General features: G+C 67.6%; 9 protein-coding genes. 4 read left to right on the forward strand and 5 right to left on the reverse strand.

Features of this window, described 5'->3' with window-relative positions:
- Positions 1-148: 148 nt before the first annotated feature.
- The 4 genes from eccCa to ACH4B3_RS00075 all read left to right on the forward strand — a co-directional run bounded on the left by eccCa (position 149) and on the right by ACH4B3_RS00075 (position 7,665).
- A complete protein-coding gene (gene eccCa, locus ACH4B3_RS00060) occupies positions 149-4,105 on the forward strand; it encodes a type VII secretion protein EccCa (RefSeq protein WP_398460424.1) in 3,957 nt (1,318 codons plus the stop codon).
- A 69-nt stretch (positions 4,106-4,174) separates the two neighbouring features.
- Complete coding sequence (locus tag ACH4B3_RS00065; RefSeq protein WP_398460425.1) at positions 4,175-4,630, forward strand: type VII secretion target; 456 nt, start codon at positions 4,175-4,177, stop codon at positions 4,628-4,630.
- A gap of 93 nt (positions 4,631-4,723) precedes the next feature.
- Entirely contained in the window at positions 4,724-7,015 is a 2,292-nt protein-coding gene (locus ACH4B3_RS00070; protein WP_398460426.1) for a DUF6571 family protein, read from the forward strand.
- Between the two features lie 2 nt (positions 7,016-7,017).
- Positions 7,018-7,665 carry a hypothetical protein gene (locus ACH4B3_RS00075; protein ID WP_398460427.1) on the forward strand — a complete coding sequence of 216 codons (648 nt, stop codon included), beginning with the start codon at positions 7,018-7,020 and terminating at the stop codon, positions 7,663-7,665.
- A gap of 329 nt (positions 7,666-7,994) precedes the next feature.
- On the opposite strand, the gene ACH4B3_RS00080 is transcribed toward ACH4B3_RS00075, so the two are convergent.
- From ACH4B3_RS00080 to mycP, 5 genes are all read right to left on the reverse strand, one after another.
- Positions 7,995-8,300 (reverse strand): WXG100 family type VII secretion target, encoded by a 306-nt coding sequence (locus ACH4B3_RS00080; RefSeq protein WP_398460428.1) that lies wholly within the window; start codon positions 8,298-8,300, stop codon positions 7,995-7,997.
- A gap of 55 nt (positions 8,301-8,355) precedes the next feature.
- Complete coding sequence (locus ACH4B3_RS00085; protein ID WP_398460429.1) at positions 8,356-8,745, reverse strand: WXG100 family type VII secretion target; 390 nt, start codon at positions 8,743-8,745, stop codon at positions 8,356-8,358.
- A gap of 34 nt (positions 8,746-8,779) precedes the next feature.
- The gene (locus tag ACH4B3_RS00090; protein WP_398460430.1) at positions 8,780-9,868 is read right to left on the reverse strand and encodes a S8 family serine peptidase; all 1,089 of its coding nucleotides are present in this window, start codon (positions 9,866-9,868) and stop codon (positions 8,780-8,782) included.
- Between the two features lie 1,631 nt (positions 9,869-11,499).
- Entirely contained in the window at positions 11,500-11,976 is a 477-nt protein-coding gene (locus ACH4B3_RS00095) for a hypothetical protein (protein WP_398460431.1), read from the reverse strand.
- 566 nt (positions 11,977-12,542) lie between these two features.
- Positions 12,543-13,790: a type VII secretion-associated serine protease mycosin gene (gene mycP / locus ACH4B3_RS00100; RefSeq protein WP_398460432.1), complete on the reverse strand. Its 1,248-nt coding sequence runs from the start codon at positions 13,788-13,790 to the stop codon at positions 12,543-12,545.
- Positions 13,791-13,806 lie beyond the last annotated feature (16 nt).

The raw sequence follows: 13,806 nt of genomic DNA on the forward strand, positions 1-13,806 counted from the left end.
GATACCCCCTGCTGTCCACGCTGTGTGCACCTGCCGGCGCCACCCTACCGAGCGCGGTTTCGTTCCGTGTCGGTAGGCTCACCTGTTGTGCCGGGGGGCGCTGTCACCGGCGCGTACACCCGCCCGGTTAAGGGGGATTGGTCGTCCGGTGAGTCATATCGTCGTCAAGCGTCCGTCGCGGGCGCTGCCCCCCGATGTGCCCACGGAGGAAATACGGCTCCAGGCGCCGCCCGAGCTGCCGCGCGGGCAGCAGGAGGGCGTGCTGATGCAGGTCCTGCCGATGCTCGGCATGGGCTCGTCCGTGGTCTTCTTCTTCATGCCGCACACGCCGCCGTTCATGCGCATCATGGGCGGGCTGATGGCCGTCTCCACGGTGGCGCTGGTCATCGCGCAGGTGGTGCGCTACCGGCGCGGCACCCAGGGGCAGCTGGCCGACGTGCGCCGCGACTACCTCAAGTACCTGGCCCAGACCCGGCGGACGATCCGCCGGACCGCCCGCGCCCAGCGCGACACCCAGCTGTACCTGCACCCGGCCCCGGAACAGCTGTGGGCACTGGTCGCCGAGGGCAGCCGGGTGTGGGAGCGCCGGATCGGCGACGACGACTTCGTCCAGGCCCGTATCGGGCTGGGCGCGCAGACCCTGGCGACCCCGCTGGTCGCGCCGGAGACCGCGCCGGTGGACGAACTGGAGCCGCTGACTGCGGGCGCGATGCAGCGGTTCCTGGCCGTGCACGACTCCCTGGACGGGCTGCCGGTGGCCGTGGCGCTGCGCCGCTTCTACCACCTGACCGTCTCCGGTGACGCGGCGACCGCGCACGGCGCCACCCGCGCGCTCGTCGCACAGCTGGTCGCGCTGCACTCACCGGAGGACCTGGTGGTGGCGGTGGTGGCGGCGCGCGGCGCGGACGCCCGCTGGGAGTGGACGAAGTGGCTGCCGCACACCCAGCTGCCGGGCGTGGTGGACGGGGCGGGCAGCAGGCGGCTCTTCGGTGACGACCTCGGGGAACTGGAGGAACTGCTGGCGGGACGGCTCGACGAGCGGCCGCGGTTCAGCCGGGAGGGACGGCCGCTGCTGGACCGGCCGCACGTGGTCGTGGTGCTGGACGGCGGCATGGTGCCGCCCGACTCGGTGTTCGCGGCGGCCGAGGGGCTGCAGGGCGTCACCGTCGTCGAGGTGGTCTCCGGCGAACTCGACGAACCGCGCGGCGGCCTGTCGATCGTGGTCCGCCCCGGTCTGCTGGAACTGCGGTCCGCCGACGGTCTCGTCTACGAGGGGCTGCCCGACACCCTGTCGCCGGAGGCCGCCGAAGCGCTGGCCCGGCAACTGGCGCCACTGCGGATGGGCGGCGGGGACGACGACGAACCCCTGCTGGCGAACCTCGACTTCACCGAACTGCTGGGGCTGGGTGACGCCGGTGCGGTGGACGCGGCCCGCACCTGGCGCCCCCGCTCCCAGGCGGAGCGGCTGCGGGTGCCCATCGGAGTGGGCGAGGACGGCCAGCCGGTGATGCTCGACCTCAAGGAGGCCGCGCTGGACGGCATGGGCCCGCACGGCCTGTGCGTGGGCGCCACCGGCTCCGGGAAGTCCGAGCTGCTGCGCACCCTGGTCCTGGGCCTGGCGGTCACCCACTCGTCCGAGACGCTGAACTTCGTGCTCGCCGACTTCAAGGGCGGCGCGACGTTCACCGGGATGTCCCGGCTGCCGCACGTCTCCGCGGTGATCACGAACCTCGCCGACGACCTGACCCTGGTCGACCGGATGGGCGACTCGATCCGCGGCGAGCTCCAGCGCCGCCAGGAACTCCTCCGCTCCGCCGGCAACCACGCCAACATCCACGACTACGAGAAGGCGCGGGCCGCGGGCGCGCCGCTGGTGCCACTGGCGTCCCTGGTCCTGGTGATCGACGAGTTCAGCGAACTACTCACCGCCAAACCGGACTTCATCGACATGTTCATCCAGATCGGCCGTATCGGCCGGTCCCTGGGTGTGCACCTGCTGCTGGCCTCCCAGCGCCTGGAGGAGGGCCGGCTGCGCGGACTGGACACCTACCTCTCCTACCGTGTCGGCCTGCGCACCTTCTCGGCCGCCGAGTCACGCGCCGCGCTGGGGGTCCCGGACGCCTACCACCTGCCGTCCGTCCCCGGCTCCGGCTACCTGAAGTTCGGCACCGACGAGATGACCCGGTTCAAGGCGGCGTACGTCTCCGGCGCGTACCGCACGGACCCCGGCGCCCCGGCGGGCGGGCCACTGCCCGTCGAGCGGCGGCCGGCGGTGTTCACCGCCGCTCCGGTACCGGTGACCTACGCGGTGCCCGACCCGGCCGCGCCGCTCGCCCCGGCCCGGCGCGACGACGACGCCCTCGCCGACACCGTCCTCGACGTCATCGTGCGGCGGCTGGAGGGGCAGGGCCAGCCCGCGCACCAGGTCTGGCTGCCGCCGCTGGACGAGGCGCCCCCGCTGGACGAGCTGCTGCCACCGCTGGCCCCCACCCCGGAGCGCGGCCTGCACTCGGCGGACTACGCACGCCCCGGCGGGCTGGTGGTGCCGCTCGGTCTGGCCGACAAGCCCTTCGAGCAGCGCCGCGAGACCCTCTACCGCGACTTCTCGGGCGCGGCCGGCCACCTGCTCGTCGTCGGCGGCCCCCAGTCCGGCAAGTCCACCCTGCTGCGCACCCTCGTCTCGGCGTTCGCCCTCACCCATACCCCGCACGAGGTGCAGTTCTACGGGCTGGACTTCGGCGGCGGCGGGATGAACGCGATCGCCGACCTGCCTCATGTGGGCGGCGTCGCCTCCCGCCTGGACCCGGAACGGGTACGCCGCACGGTGGCCGAGGTCGCCGGGGTCCTCGCCCGCCGGGAGGAGTACTTCCGCGCCCACGGCATCGACTCCATCGCCACCTACCGGCGCCGGCGCGCCGCGGGCGAGCTGCCCGACCAGCCGTGGGGCGACGTGTTCCTGGTCATCGACGGCTGGGGTCCGTTCAAACAGGACTACGAGATGCTGGAGGGGGTCGTCACCGACATCGCCTCCCGCGGCCTCGGCTACGGCATCCACGTCGTGCTCACCGCCTCCCGCTACATGGAGCTGCGCGCGTCCCTCAAGGACCAGATCCTGGGCCGGCTGGAACTCCGCCTCGGCGACGCGCTGGACTCCGAATTCGACCGCAAGGTCGCCGCGAACGTGCCGCCCGGCGTACCCGGCCGCGGCCAGACCCCGGAGAAGCTCCACTTCATGGCTGCCCTGCCGCGCACCGACGGCACCGCGGGGAGCCCGGACGACCTCTCCGAGGCCACCGCGGCCATGGTGACCGCCGTCTCCACCCACTGGACCGGCCCGCACGCCCCGCGCGTCCGGCTCCTCCCCCGCAGGCTCCGCGCCGACCAGCTCCCGAAGGGCTTCGAGTTCCCCCAGCACGGCATCGCGATCGGCATCGACGAGACCAATCTGGAGCCGGTCTTCGTGGACTTCGAGACCGACCCGTTCCTCCTGGTCTTCGGCGAGAGCGAGTCGGGCAAGACGGCGCTGCTGCGACTGGTCGCCAAGCAGATCGCGGAGCGCTACGGATCCGACGAGGCCAAGATCGTGGTGGGCGACTACCGCCGGTCCCTGCTGGAGGCCGTCCCGGAGACGCACCTGCTGGAGTACGCGCCGATGGCGAACTCGCTGGAGGTGCACATGTCGGCCCTGCGGGGGCTGATGGACCGCCGGGCCCCCGCACCGGACGTCACCCCGCAGCAGCTGCGGGACCGCAGCTGGTGGAGCGGCCCCAAGGTGTTCATCCTGGTCGACGACTACGAGCTGGTGGCCACCTCGAACGGCAACCCGCTCGCGGTCCTCACCGAGAACCTGCCCTTCGCCCGCGACATCGGGATCCGGTTCGTCATCGCCCGGAACTCCGCCGGGGCCGCACGGTCGCTGTACGAGCCGTTCCTGCAGCGGATGAAGGAACTCGGCGCCCAGGGCGTCATCCTCTCCGGCGACCCCGGCGAAGGAGACATCCTCGGGCGCGTCCGGCCCCGGCCGATGCCCCCGGGCCGAGGCGTCTTCGTCACGCGCCGCCGGGGAGCCCCGCTGATCCAGACCGGCTGGCTCGCCGAGCAGTGACGGACCGCCGGGCAGCCATGCGAACACCCGCCTCAGCACGTCAGGTCGGTCGGCACACGCGGAGGAACCATGTCGTTCGAGCAGGAATGGGCAGCACTCCAGGCAGCGGCCAGGGAGTCCGTCGGCATGCGCCTCAACGAGGCAGGCGGCGGCAAGGGACCGGACTCCGCGAAGGGCCTGAAGGTCTCCGGGTCCACTCTTCGGGCCAAGGCCAGGAGCGCGGAGGAGGTCGCCAGGTCGGTCGGCAAGGTGGACGACGAGGCGATGAAGGAGACGGGCCAGGTCAAGGCAGGCCTCAAAGGGTTCAAGGCCGCCGCCGCGTTCGAGGACTTCCAGGAGCGGTGGCGGGACCAGATGCGGTACCTCGGCGGGCTGCTGAACCAGGACCTTGCCACCGCGCTCCGCTCCGCTGCCACGAAATTCGAGGAAAGCGACAAGCAGTCGGGCGAGAACGCCAAGAACGCGGGAAAGGACCTCGACACCGGAAAGACGAAGAAGGGCGGCAGCGATCCGGTCGCCCGGTGAAGCGCGTCCGTCGCCCCACGCCCACTACCTGATCGCACCAGCCACTGCGCCATCACTGCTGCCTGCTGACAACGGAACGGGAGCAACGCACCCATGGTCGCCTATCACGACCTGATCAAGGCCAACCTGACTCCCTTGGACGAAGCCGTGCAGAAGTGGGCGACGCTCCCCGGAAAGATCAGGCAGGTCGGGACGAACTTCCGCAACCAGTTGGAGACCCCGCTCACCAGAGCGGACTGGGAGGGAGATGCCGGGGATGCCGCGCTGAAGAAAGTGCGCTCCATCGCGAAGCAGCTGGCGCAGTGGGGCGAAGAGGCCGACGACATCCGCTGGCTCCTCGACGACGCCCACACGAAATTCAAGAGTGCCCAAAAGACACTCAAGGGCTACAAGAAAATCATCGACGAAGACAAAAACCTGAGCATCGACGAGCAGGGCCGCGTCACGTACAAGGCCGCCAACGCCGACGAACTCGACCCCACCGCGGAAGGCATCCAGGCGAAGGAGTACGCGCAGGTCGTCGCCGACTACAACCGGTACATCCAGGCGGCGGTCTCAGATGCCACGACTGCGGACGATGTGCTTTCCTGGATCCTCTCCCAGGACTTCAACGGCCGGGACAGAGGATTCACGGGCGACGGCTACCACAGCATCAAGGACGGTGTGGCGGGCCGCGAGAAGGCCCTCAAGGACCTTGATGCCGTGGTCAGGGTAGCGAGTTCCAAAGAGGCCCCCGCTCCGGAGGAGCTCAAGAAAGCAAACGCGATCCTCGCCAGACACGAAGGGGACCCTCTCTTCGCGGAGAAGTTCGCGACCAGGCTGGGCGCCAAAGGCACACTCGAGTTCTGGGAACTGGCCACCGACGACACCGAACAAGGGGACGCCAGAGCCAAGGAGCTCCAAAGACTCCAGAAGTCGCTCGGATTCACGCTGGCCACCGCATCGCACTCCGATTCGGACGCCATGCTCCAGTGGAAGCGGGAGATCATCGAACTGGGACCCAAGCGCATTTCTAAAGAGGGCTCCTTCGGCAAGCCCTACGGATTCCAGCTCATGAGCTCACTCCTCAAGAACGGGAACTACGACGCAGACTTTCTTGTCGACTACGGCAAGGGGATCGAGGACCCGCACAGCAAGGACGGGCGCAAGGGCGGCCTCCTGGAGTTCGACCGCAAACACAAGGACGACTTGAAGGACTTCTGGGAATCGGACTGGGAGAAGCCATACCTGGACTTCGACAGGAATGCCGATCAGGGGGTGGACCCCATGGGCGGGTACATGGAGGCTTTGGGGAACAATCCTGAGGCCGCCCAGGACGTATTCCACCAGAAGGACTACCTCCAGAATAGAGCCGTTGAACCGAACACCGACCTCGTCTATCTGCTCAACGAACGCGAATGGCCCGACGAAGCCGGCCTTGATAACCTCGGCCACGCACTCGAAGCCGCAGCCCTAGGCCATCCTCATGGGCAGCCTGAACTGGGCCTGCATCGCGACAAGGACAGCGCGAACGTTGCGAGCCAGGTGATCACACTGATCGGTGACGACAGAACCGTTCTGGAGCCAGGATTCTTGGGGGAGAAATCCGCACTGGCCGACAGTATGGCCAAAATCGGTGCCGGGTATATCGACGACATCAACCATGGCGTTGACAATTTCGGCGACACGACCGAAGGCAGGGAACTCCGGGACAGCGCCTTCAGACATTCCGGACCCGAACACATCAGCGTGCGAAACGCAACCGCAATCGGATTCCTCGGCGAAGTCGGCGGCACCGAGCAAGGCTACAGCATTCTTTCCTCAGCGCAGCACCAGTTCACCACGAGCGCACTAATCGCCCACTCCGAACCCAATGACGAACTCGCCAAGGTGATCGAGACGGGCGCAAAAACCCAAGGCGTACTCAACGAGGCACGAAGCAACATGATCCAGGAAAATATAGACGACACAAAGGAGAATGAAGGAAAGACGATCACCGAAAGTGCAGAGTGGAAAAAGGCACTCATCAGCCAAGGCATCGGTGTGGTCACCGGCATGGCTGCAGCACCTTTTGGTGGGCCGACGACAAGCGCTGCCGTGGCCGTAGGAGTCCCTACTCTGATCGAGACTGGCGCGGGACTCATCGAGAGCGCCACTGGGTTCTCGATCGACGGAGACACCGAGAGGAAAATCAAGGAGATGGAGGAAAGGGTCGACATCGAGGGTGTCCGGACCAAAAAGGATTTCCACACTGCATCGGAGATTCGCGCCGCTAATCCACTCGATGTCTATGCCGCCCTGCACCCCCAAGTCACAGAGAGCACATGGTTCGACGAAACGAAGAGCGATGTCGAGACCGCGTACAACAACGGCCGCAGCGCCCTCAACGCCCGAGACAAGGACTGACCATGACTCGCTCCACGCCTTCCCGAAAACTCCTCGCCTTGCCGGTCAGCGCAGCACTGCTCGTATCTGCGTGCGAGAGCAGCGAAGGCGATGACAAGCCTGAGAAACCGAAACGGAACGTTCTACTCAGCCCTTTGTCCCGCGCCTGCGATGGTATCTTCGACCAGGCCACTGTGACGGAATTCCGCCAGAAGCACGGCATCACCAAGGTGGATGTCATCCGGGATGACACTCCCTTCTTTCAGACGGGCGGCGACGCCCTTGACTTGAGCATGAATCCAGAGGACGCCTACACCCAACCCTGCGTTTTCAACGACGCAGAAGGCGTCAGGAGACTACTGGAAATGGAATTCACATGGGGGCCGGACACCTTCCCGGAAAAGGAACTCAAGGCGGGCAAATCCGTGACGTGGTCGACGGCGCGGGATGCGCAACGGTCTTCCGTGGAGCTGCTTGTCGACTGCCGACGGCCGGACCTCGCTCGCCAGAGCAAGGTGAAGAAGCCCCTCGCCCTGACCGGCACATTGACGGATCACCTCGGGCTCACCGACGCCACTCGGAAGCGAATCCTGACGGCCGGCACCGAGGAGATCCTGCTGAACATGCACTGCGACAACAAGGTCTCCGTCCACGACGCCGCCAAGCGCTGAGACGGCGATTCGACCACCTGCTGCGGCAATTGCTTACCGAAGGCCCATGAAGCTCCCTTGGCAGGCCCTCCCCATGCCTCGCCGGCGCCGCAAAGCGGGTCTGGCCCCACCGCTCATGCGGTGGGGCCAGAGTCTCTCGGCCTCTCGGTTGCCCTGACTCGACAGCGGATCAGCCGGATGCGGCAGCTGTCCCGCCCGTCCCCGCGGACGGCAGGGCTTCCGGCTGTGCCGTTGCGGTCATCGCGTCATACCGATCCCTCGAACCGGCGGAGCCATGCCGTGCCGCAGTGCACGTCCGCGTGTCCGGCGCACTTCCGGTTCGACCTCGATCAGATGTCGAAGTAGGTGGCGGCCTTCTTGTCGGTGGTCTGGTAGTCGGCACTCGCCTGCTCCACCAGCGCGGCGATCTTCATCAGCGTGTTGTGCAGGCCGTCGGCCTGCATGTCCCAGTTCGTCTGGACCTGTGCGTAGGCATTGTGGGCTTCGCCCTCCCATGCTTCCGCGACACGTGCGACCTCGCCCTGGATGGTCTCGATGTCGCCGCGCAGGCGCCTGGCGGAGTTGCGGATGCTTTCCGCGGCACTCGCGAGCGAGCCGTACTGTACGGCGATCTCGTCCAAGTTGTTGATGGTCACTTGCGGTCCCCTTTACGAGAGATGGTCATGTCTGCCGGGCAGCCGGAACTCTGGGTCAGAGATCGCTCAGCTTGGAGTGCTGCGTGAACTGGCCGCCGCTCTCGCCGTACGAGCCGGCGGCGACCATTCCGCTGCCGCTCGCCGCGCCGTTGACGTCCACCCGCCCCATCGCTTCGGCCACGCCGACGTCGTTCGTGCCGTTGCTCTTGCGCGTCAGCTCCACGGCCTCGCGTACCTTGGCCATCAGATTGCCGAGATTCCGCTGGTAGTTGTTGATGTCCCGCTGCGCCACGCTGAACTGGCTCGCGCCGACACCACGCCACTGCGTGGCCAGCATGTCGATGACGTTCTCCAGGTCGTTCACCTGGTTGTTCATGCTGCTGATGACACCATCGATCTGATTCTCCAGCTTGATCAGCTGTTCGTTCGTGAGCTTGAGACCCATCGTTCCTCATTTCTTGACACCGGATGAACTGACATCACCTGCGGGACCGCCGAGTACGGATCAGCGCGAATGCCGCCGCGAGTACCACCGCTCCCGCCGCCGCGGAAGCGGCCACCCAGATCAGGGCGTCATTGCCCTCTCCAGCTGCGTCGGTCGACGCAGAAGCTTCTCCAGGACGGTCTTCTTTCTGGCCCGGGGGGCGTGATTCCTTTCCTCCGGGAGATTGCGGCGCAGCCGGTGACGAGGGCGCCCGGCCGGGCCGGTAGTCGGGGAAAAGGGGGTTCACGTCCGGGTCGCCGGGGTCCCCCCGGTTCTCGATGAGCACCTGGGCCGGGCGGATGATGCCGTAGCCGATGTAGCGGCTGGGGACCTTCCCCTTCGGCTTGCTCGTCGTCTGCATCATCACGCGCAGGACCTGGTTCGCGGTCCAGTCGGGGTGCTTGGACCAGATGAGGGCGGCGGAGGCGGAGGCGAGGGCGGTGGCGTGGCTGGTGCCCTGACCTGAACAGAAACCGTCAGCCTTGGAACACCGCTGAGGAATGTCTTCCCCCGGGGACGCGAGCGCCACCTGCGGGCCGTGGGTGGAGAACTTCGACACCCGCCCCGTCTTGTCCACCGCGGATACGCCGACCACACCGCGCAACGCGGAGGGATAGGCAGGTACGTTCCTGTCATCCCCGTCATTTCCTGTGGCGGCGAAGATCAACACATCCCTGGTTGCCGCCTCGTCCACGGCCTGCTGCAGCTTCGCCACGGCCGACTCATCGGCGTCTTTCACCCCCTGGGAGATGTTGATCACCTTTGCGCCCTGTTCGACCGCGTACCGGATGCCTTCGGACCAGAGTTCCGAGGGATCTCCGAGATCCCCGGGAATATAGGTGCGAATGGGGAGAATCTTGGAACCGGGCGCAAGTCCTTCGAGTCCCCCTCTCTCGCCGGTGCCCGCGATGAGAGCGGCCATCTCGGTTCCGTGGTGATCCGTCTTGCCTTTCACTCCGGAAAGGTCCAGACCCTTGAGTACCTGCCCTTTGAGTTCGGGGGTTGCGGCGTCTACACCGTCGTCCAGGACTGCAACGGTGACCCCTTCGCCGTCACTCACCTTCCACAGTTCCTCGGCCTTCATGGCATCGAGGTACCACTGCCTTTCTCGTATGCCCTCCGCCGACGCTGTGGAGGAAGAAAGGACCACGAAGCTGGCGCAGGTAAGCAGGCTGACAGCGCACCGAATGAATCTTCTTGACGGCATGCGACCTACTTCCTTCTGTGTGACAAGTGAGCTGACCTGTAAGGGAACAACGGACGATCACGGCCCCGCATCCGGAGCAAGGCCTATTCCTCGGCAGTGGTACCGTCCGCTTCCTGGGAGGCCCGGGCGAGCCCACTTCCGCCAGTGGTGAAGGGCCGCCAGTCCCCGGTGGCTTCCGGCCCGCCAGTCGCCACAGGTTCTGCTAGCGCTCGCCGTTGACCTGATGCCCGGCGGGAATCGCTACTGCCGTCCGGCACCGTGCGGTCGTCTCCCGCCCTCGGCCGTGGCGCTGATGTGCGGCCGGCCCCCACGCCGCCACCGAGAGCAGGCACGCTCCGCTGAGTTTGCCCGGACGGGCGTGGCGCACCGAGCGCACCAGGCTGCGTTGCCGCTCTCCTCTGGGTGGGCACACCTCCCCCCGGCATCCGGTTACCGGCGACAGGAGAACCCCCCATCCCCACGCCTGGTGTCATGCCTCGTTGCACCGACGGCGCCCCCTCGCCGATCACCGTCGCTCGTGGCATGCCCCTCGCAGGTGCCGTTTCCCCGATGGGGCGGGTGCGGCCACCGCTGATCGGGGCTTGCGGGTGGGGGCTGTTCACGGTGGGCACCCTGGTCGCACTTGTTCGCTCGTGATGGATGCGCTGGGCCGCGGGTCCTTGGCGGTGGGCCCGGGGGACTCTGCCGTCGTGGCGGGGGGCGGAAACAGGATCCGTAGGCGGGCTTCCCAGGCGATCCGTGCCTTCGACAGACGTCGGTGGAGCGGTGGGGGGCCGAGTCCGTTCCTCCTGAGGTTCGGCTGCCACTGAGTCGATCACTGTCGAGGTCGATGCCCGCCCGGGTGGTGTGGTGTCTTCCGGTCCCGGCGGCACGGGGAGGGGCGACTGAGTGCCACTGGAGCCGGGCACCGTGCCGTGCAGCACCTCGGGGCCGGCGTGAGCAGCGCCGGATAGTGGACTTGTCCGAGGTGCCGACTCGTAGGGGCGTTCCATGGAATCGCCGTATCTCGTCTCCGGCAGAGCTGCGAATCGCGGCTCTCTCTGCGCGGCCATCGTCTCCCGGGACACCGTGTACGCCGAGGACAGCTTCTCCATCTCGTGGACGGCTTCGTTGAGTTTGGCGGCCTCTGCCTCGAGGGCGTCGTCCAGGTCCGGGTCCCCGTGTGCTTGCCGGGCGTCGATGGGTGCGGGGATCGCCTTCTTGGCGAAGGCCAGGGCGTTTCCGGCCTCCGCGATCTGCGTTCCGACGGCGTCCGTGAGCTCGGCGAGCCTCAGTACTTCCAGTGAGAAGTCGTGGGCCCATTCACGGAAGGAGTCGTTGGCTCGGCCCTTCCACTCCACTCGGGACGCATACCGCTTCACTCCTTCCCCGATGGCGGTGATCAGTGGGCCGGCCTTCCCCAGGGCCTGGCCCGTCTCGGTCAGTCTGGTCGCGTCGGAGCCGGCCAGCATGGTGTGCAGGTCGGCCATGGACTTGCCGTCGAACTCCCCCATGGTTCCTTCCCTCTGCTAGCTGAAGTCCGACCCGGCACCGCCGGTGTCGCCGCTGCCGGGTGGTGTGGTCGACGGCTGCCCGGTCTCGGGTGCGGTGTCATGGAGCTCGGGATAGTCCTCGCGGGTCTTCTTCTGCAATTGCCGGAAGCGTGCCAGCTGGTCGGCTTCGACACCGTCGTAACCGCGGTCTGCGATCTGCACCGCGATGCCCAGCGCTTCCAGTTGCTCGCCGAGTGTTCGTGAGAACTTCTCGAGGCGGCGATGAGTCTTTTCGTACGCGTCGGCGAGGTCATCGGCCGCGAGGAATCCCTGCCCGAATGCGGCTCGGACGATGGACTGCCGGCTGATCGAGTCCTTGGCTGCCGGAGAATCACCGAGATCGATCAGGATGCGGTCGATCCGCTTCTTGAAATCCAGCAGTGACTCGGCCTCGCGTTTGAAGTCCGGGTCCCCGTGTGTGCGCCAGTTGTCCGGCTCCTCGTGCTTGCTCATCTACTCCGCTCTCCCCTACGGCGCCGATGGCTTCACGGGCCACTGTAGACCCCTCAGCGTGACGGACCAACTACTGAGCCGCTTGACGGATTTGGAGGTTCTAGGACATTCACCGCGACGGGTGGGAACGGCCGCCGCGGTCTGTGAGGCATCTCGCGGGCCCGGTCCTCCGGGCCATCCGGCTTGCGCGGCACAGGTCGAGCCGCTGCGTCACATACGCGTTCCGGCGGCGAGTACGAGGACTCACTTCATCTGAGTACGCGTACTCATGCGCGGGTGCGCGGAATGGTGGCGAGCGGGTGGTTCGGTGGACCGTTCTTCATTTCTCCTACGCCGAATCCGGTGAGGCGACCGGAGGGGATGGAGAGGTTTTCCGTTCTCGCCTTCGGCTTTCCTCCCTTTCCGGTGCGGACGGTGGATACGGCCTCAGGCCGGCGCCTAGCGGACGTGTGCCGTGTGCCCGATGCCCGGTGGTTTGCCTACGCCCGGCGACCGTGGAATGCGCCGGGCACGTCCCACTGCGGGGGCGGGCGGCGGGGCGGGCCGCTCGGCGTCGGGGCACCGGTTCACGGGCGGCGGCGGCGCCAGTCGCGTGCCACGGTCGCGATGCCCGCGACGACGGCGACCAGGAGGGCGGCGGCGCCCAGGGTGTAGGTCGCGAGTCGCTCCTCGCGCTGCTGCGGGGTCTCACCGAAGGCCAGGGGCGCCGGTTCGGGTGCTGCGATGTCGTCGGACGGTCCGCGGTCGAGAGTCACCTTGTCGATCGGGCGTCCCTCGTCCTCCTGGAGCGCGCGGACCGGGTTGACCACGCCCCACCCCACGTACGGGTCACGTTGGTTGACGACGCGGTCGGCGGTCTGCTCGATCTGGGTGACGATCTGGTGCTCGGTCCACTTCGGGTACTTGGCCCTGAGCAGGGCCGCCACGCCGGTCACGTACGGGGCGGAGAAGGAGGTGCCGTTGTCCGCGCAGTGGCCGTATCCGGGCACGGTGGAGACCATGTCGACGCCGGGTGCCGCGACGCCGATGAAGTCCCCGCTCTGCGAGAAGGGCGCGCGTTCGTCGTTGCGGTCGGACGCGGCCACGGCCAGTACGCCCTCGTAGGCGGCGGGATAGGTGTTCTTGCGCTTGCCGTCCGCGCCGTCGTTGCCGGCGGAGGCCACGACGACGATGTTCCGCTCGCGGGCCTCCCGGACGGCCACGGCCAGCTCGGAGTCGCTGGAGAGCGGCTTCACCGTGTCCTGCGAGATGTTGATGACGTGGGCCTTCTCGTTGATGGCGTGGCGAATGGCCGCGGCCATCGTCCTCGTGGTGCCCTTGCCGTTCTCGTCGTTCTGGCGGATCGGGATGATGGTCGCTTTCGGTGCCAGGCCCACGAAGCCGGTGCCTTTGCGGGGGCGGGCGGCGATGATGCCTGCGGCCTTGGTGCCGTGGCCCACCTCGTCGTGGGTGGGGTCCTTCCGCTTGCCGTTGCCGAGCAGGTCCAGCCCACTCCCCTTGTCGACGGCGCCGCGCAGCTGCGGGTTGCGGTCGTCCACACCGGTGTCGATGACCGCGACCCGGATGCCCTTCCCCCGGGTGTCGCGCCACAGTTCGTCGAGGGCGACCCGTTGCAGCGCCCAGGGGCGGGCCTTGTACTGCTCCTTCATCGGGTAGGTGCACTCGCCGACACCGGCCGGGACGGTCCCGGAGGGCCGGTCCGCCGCGGTGCCGCTCGCCTCCGGGGCGCCGGGGAGGGCCGCCCCGGAGGCTCCGGTGAGGGCGGTGAGCAGGGCGGCGGCGGTGAGCGCCGCCGGTTTCCGGAGCTGGGCCATCGTCTTCCCTCCTACT

Origin of the sequence: Streptomyces sp. NPDC018031 (assembly GCF_044327625.1) — a bacterium.
Lineage (GTDB): Bacteria > Actinomycetota > Actinomycetes > Streptomycetales > Streptomycetaceae > Streptomyces.

Excerpts from the sequence above, each read along its gene's own strand:
- mycP (WP_398460432.1), bottom strand. The coding sequence starts at position 13,790 with ATGGCCCAGCTCCGGAAACCGGCGGCGCTCACCGCCGCCGCCCTGCTC.
- ACH4B3_RS00090 (WP_398460430.1), bottom strand. The coding sequence starts at position 9,868 with ATGAAGGCCGAGGAACTGTGGAAGGTGAGTGACGGCGAAGGGGTCACC.
- ACH4B3_RS00070 (WP_398460426.1), top strand. The coding sequence starts at position 4,724 with ATGGTCGCCTATCACGACCTGATCAAGGCCAACCTGACTCCCTTGGAC.
- ACH4B3_RS00065 (WP_398460425.1), top strand. The coding sequence starts at position 4,175 with ATGTCGTTCGAGCAGGAATGGGCAGCACTCCAGGCAGCGGCCAGGGAG.
- ACH4B3_RS00085 (WP_398460429.1), bottom strand. The coding sequence starts at position 8,745 with ATGGGTCTCAAGCTCACGAACGAACAGCTGATCAAGCTGGAGAATCAG.
- ACH4B3_RS00075 (WP_398460427.1), top strand. The coding sequence starts at position 7,018 with ATGACTCGCTCCACGCCTTCCCGAAAACTCCTCGCCTTGCCGGTCAGC.
- ACH4B3_RS00095 (WP_398460431.1), bottom strand. The coding sequence starts at position 11,976 with ATGAGCAAGCACGAGGAGCCGGACAACTGGCGCACACACGGGGACCCG.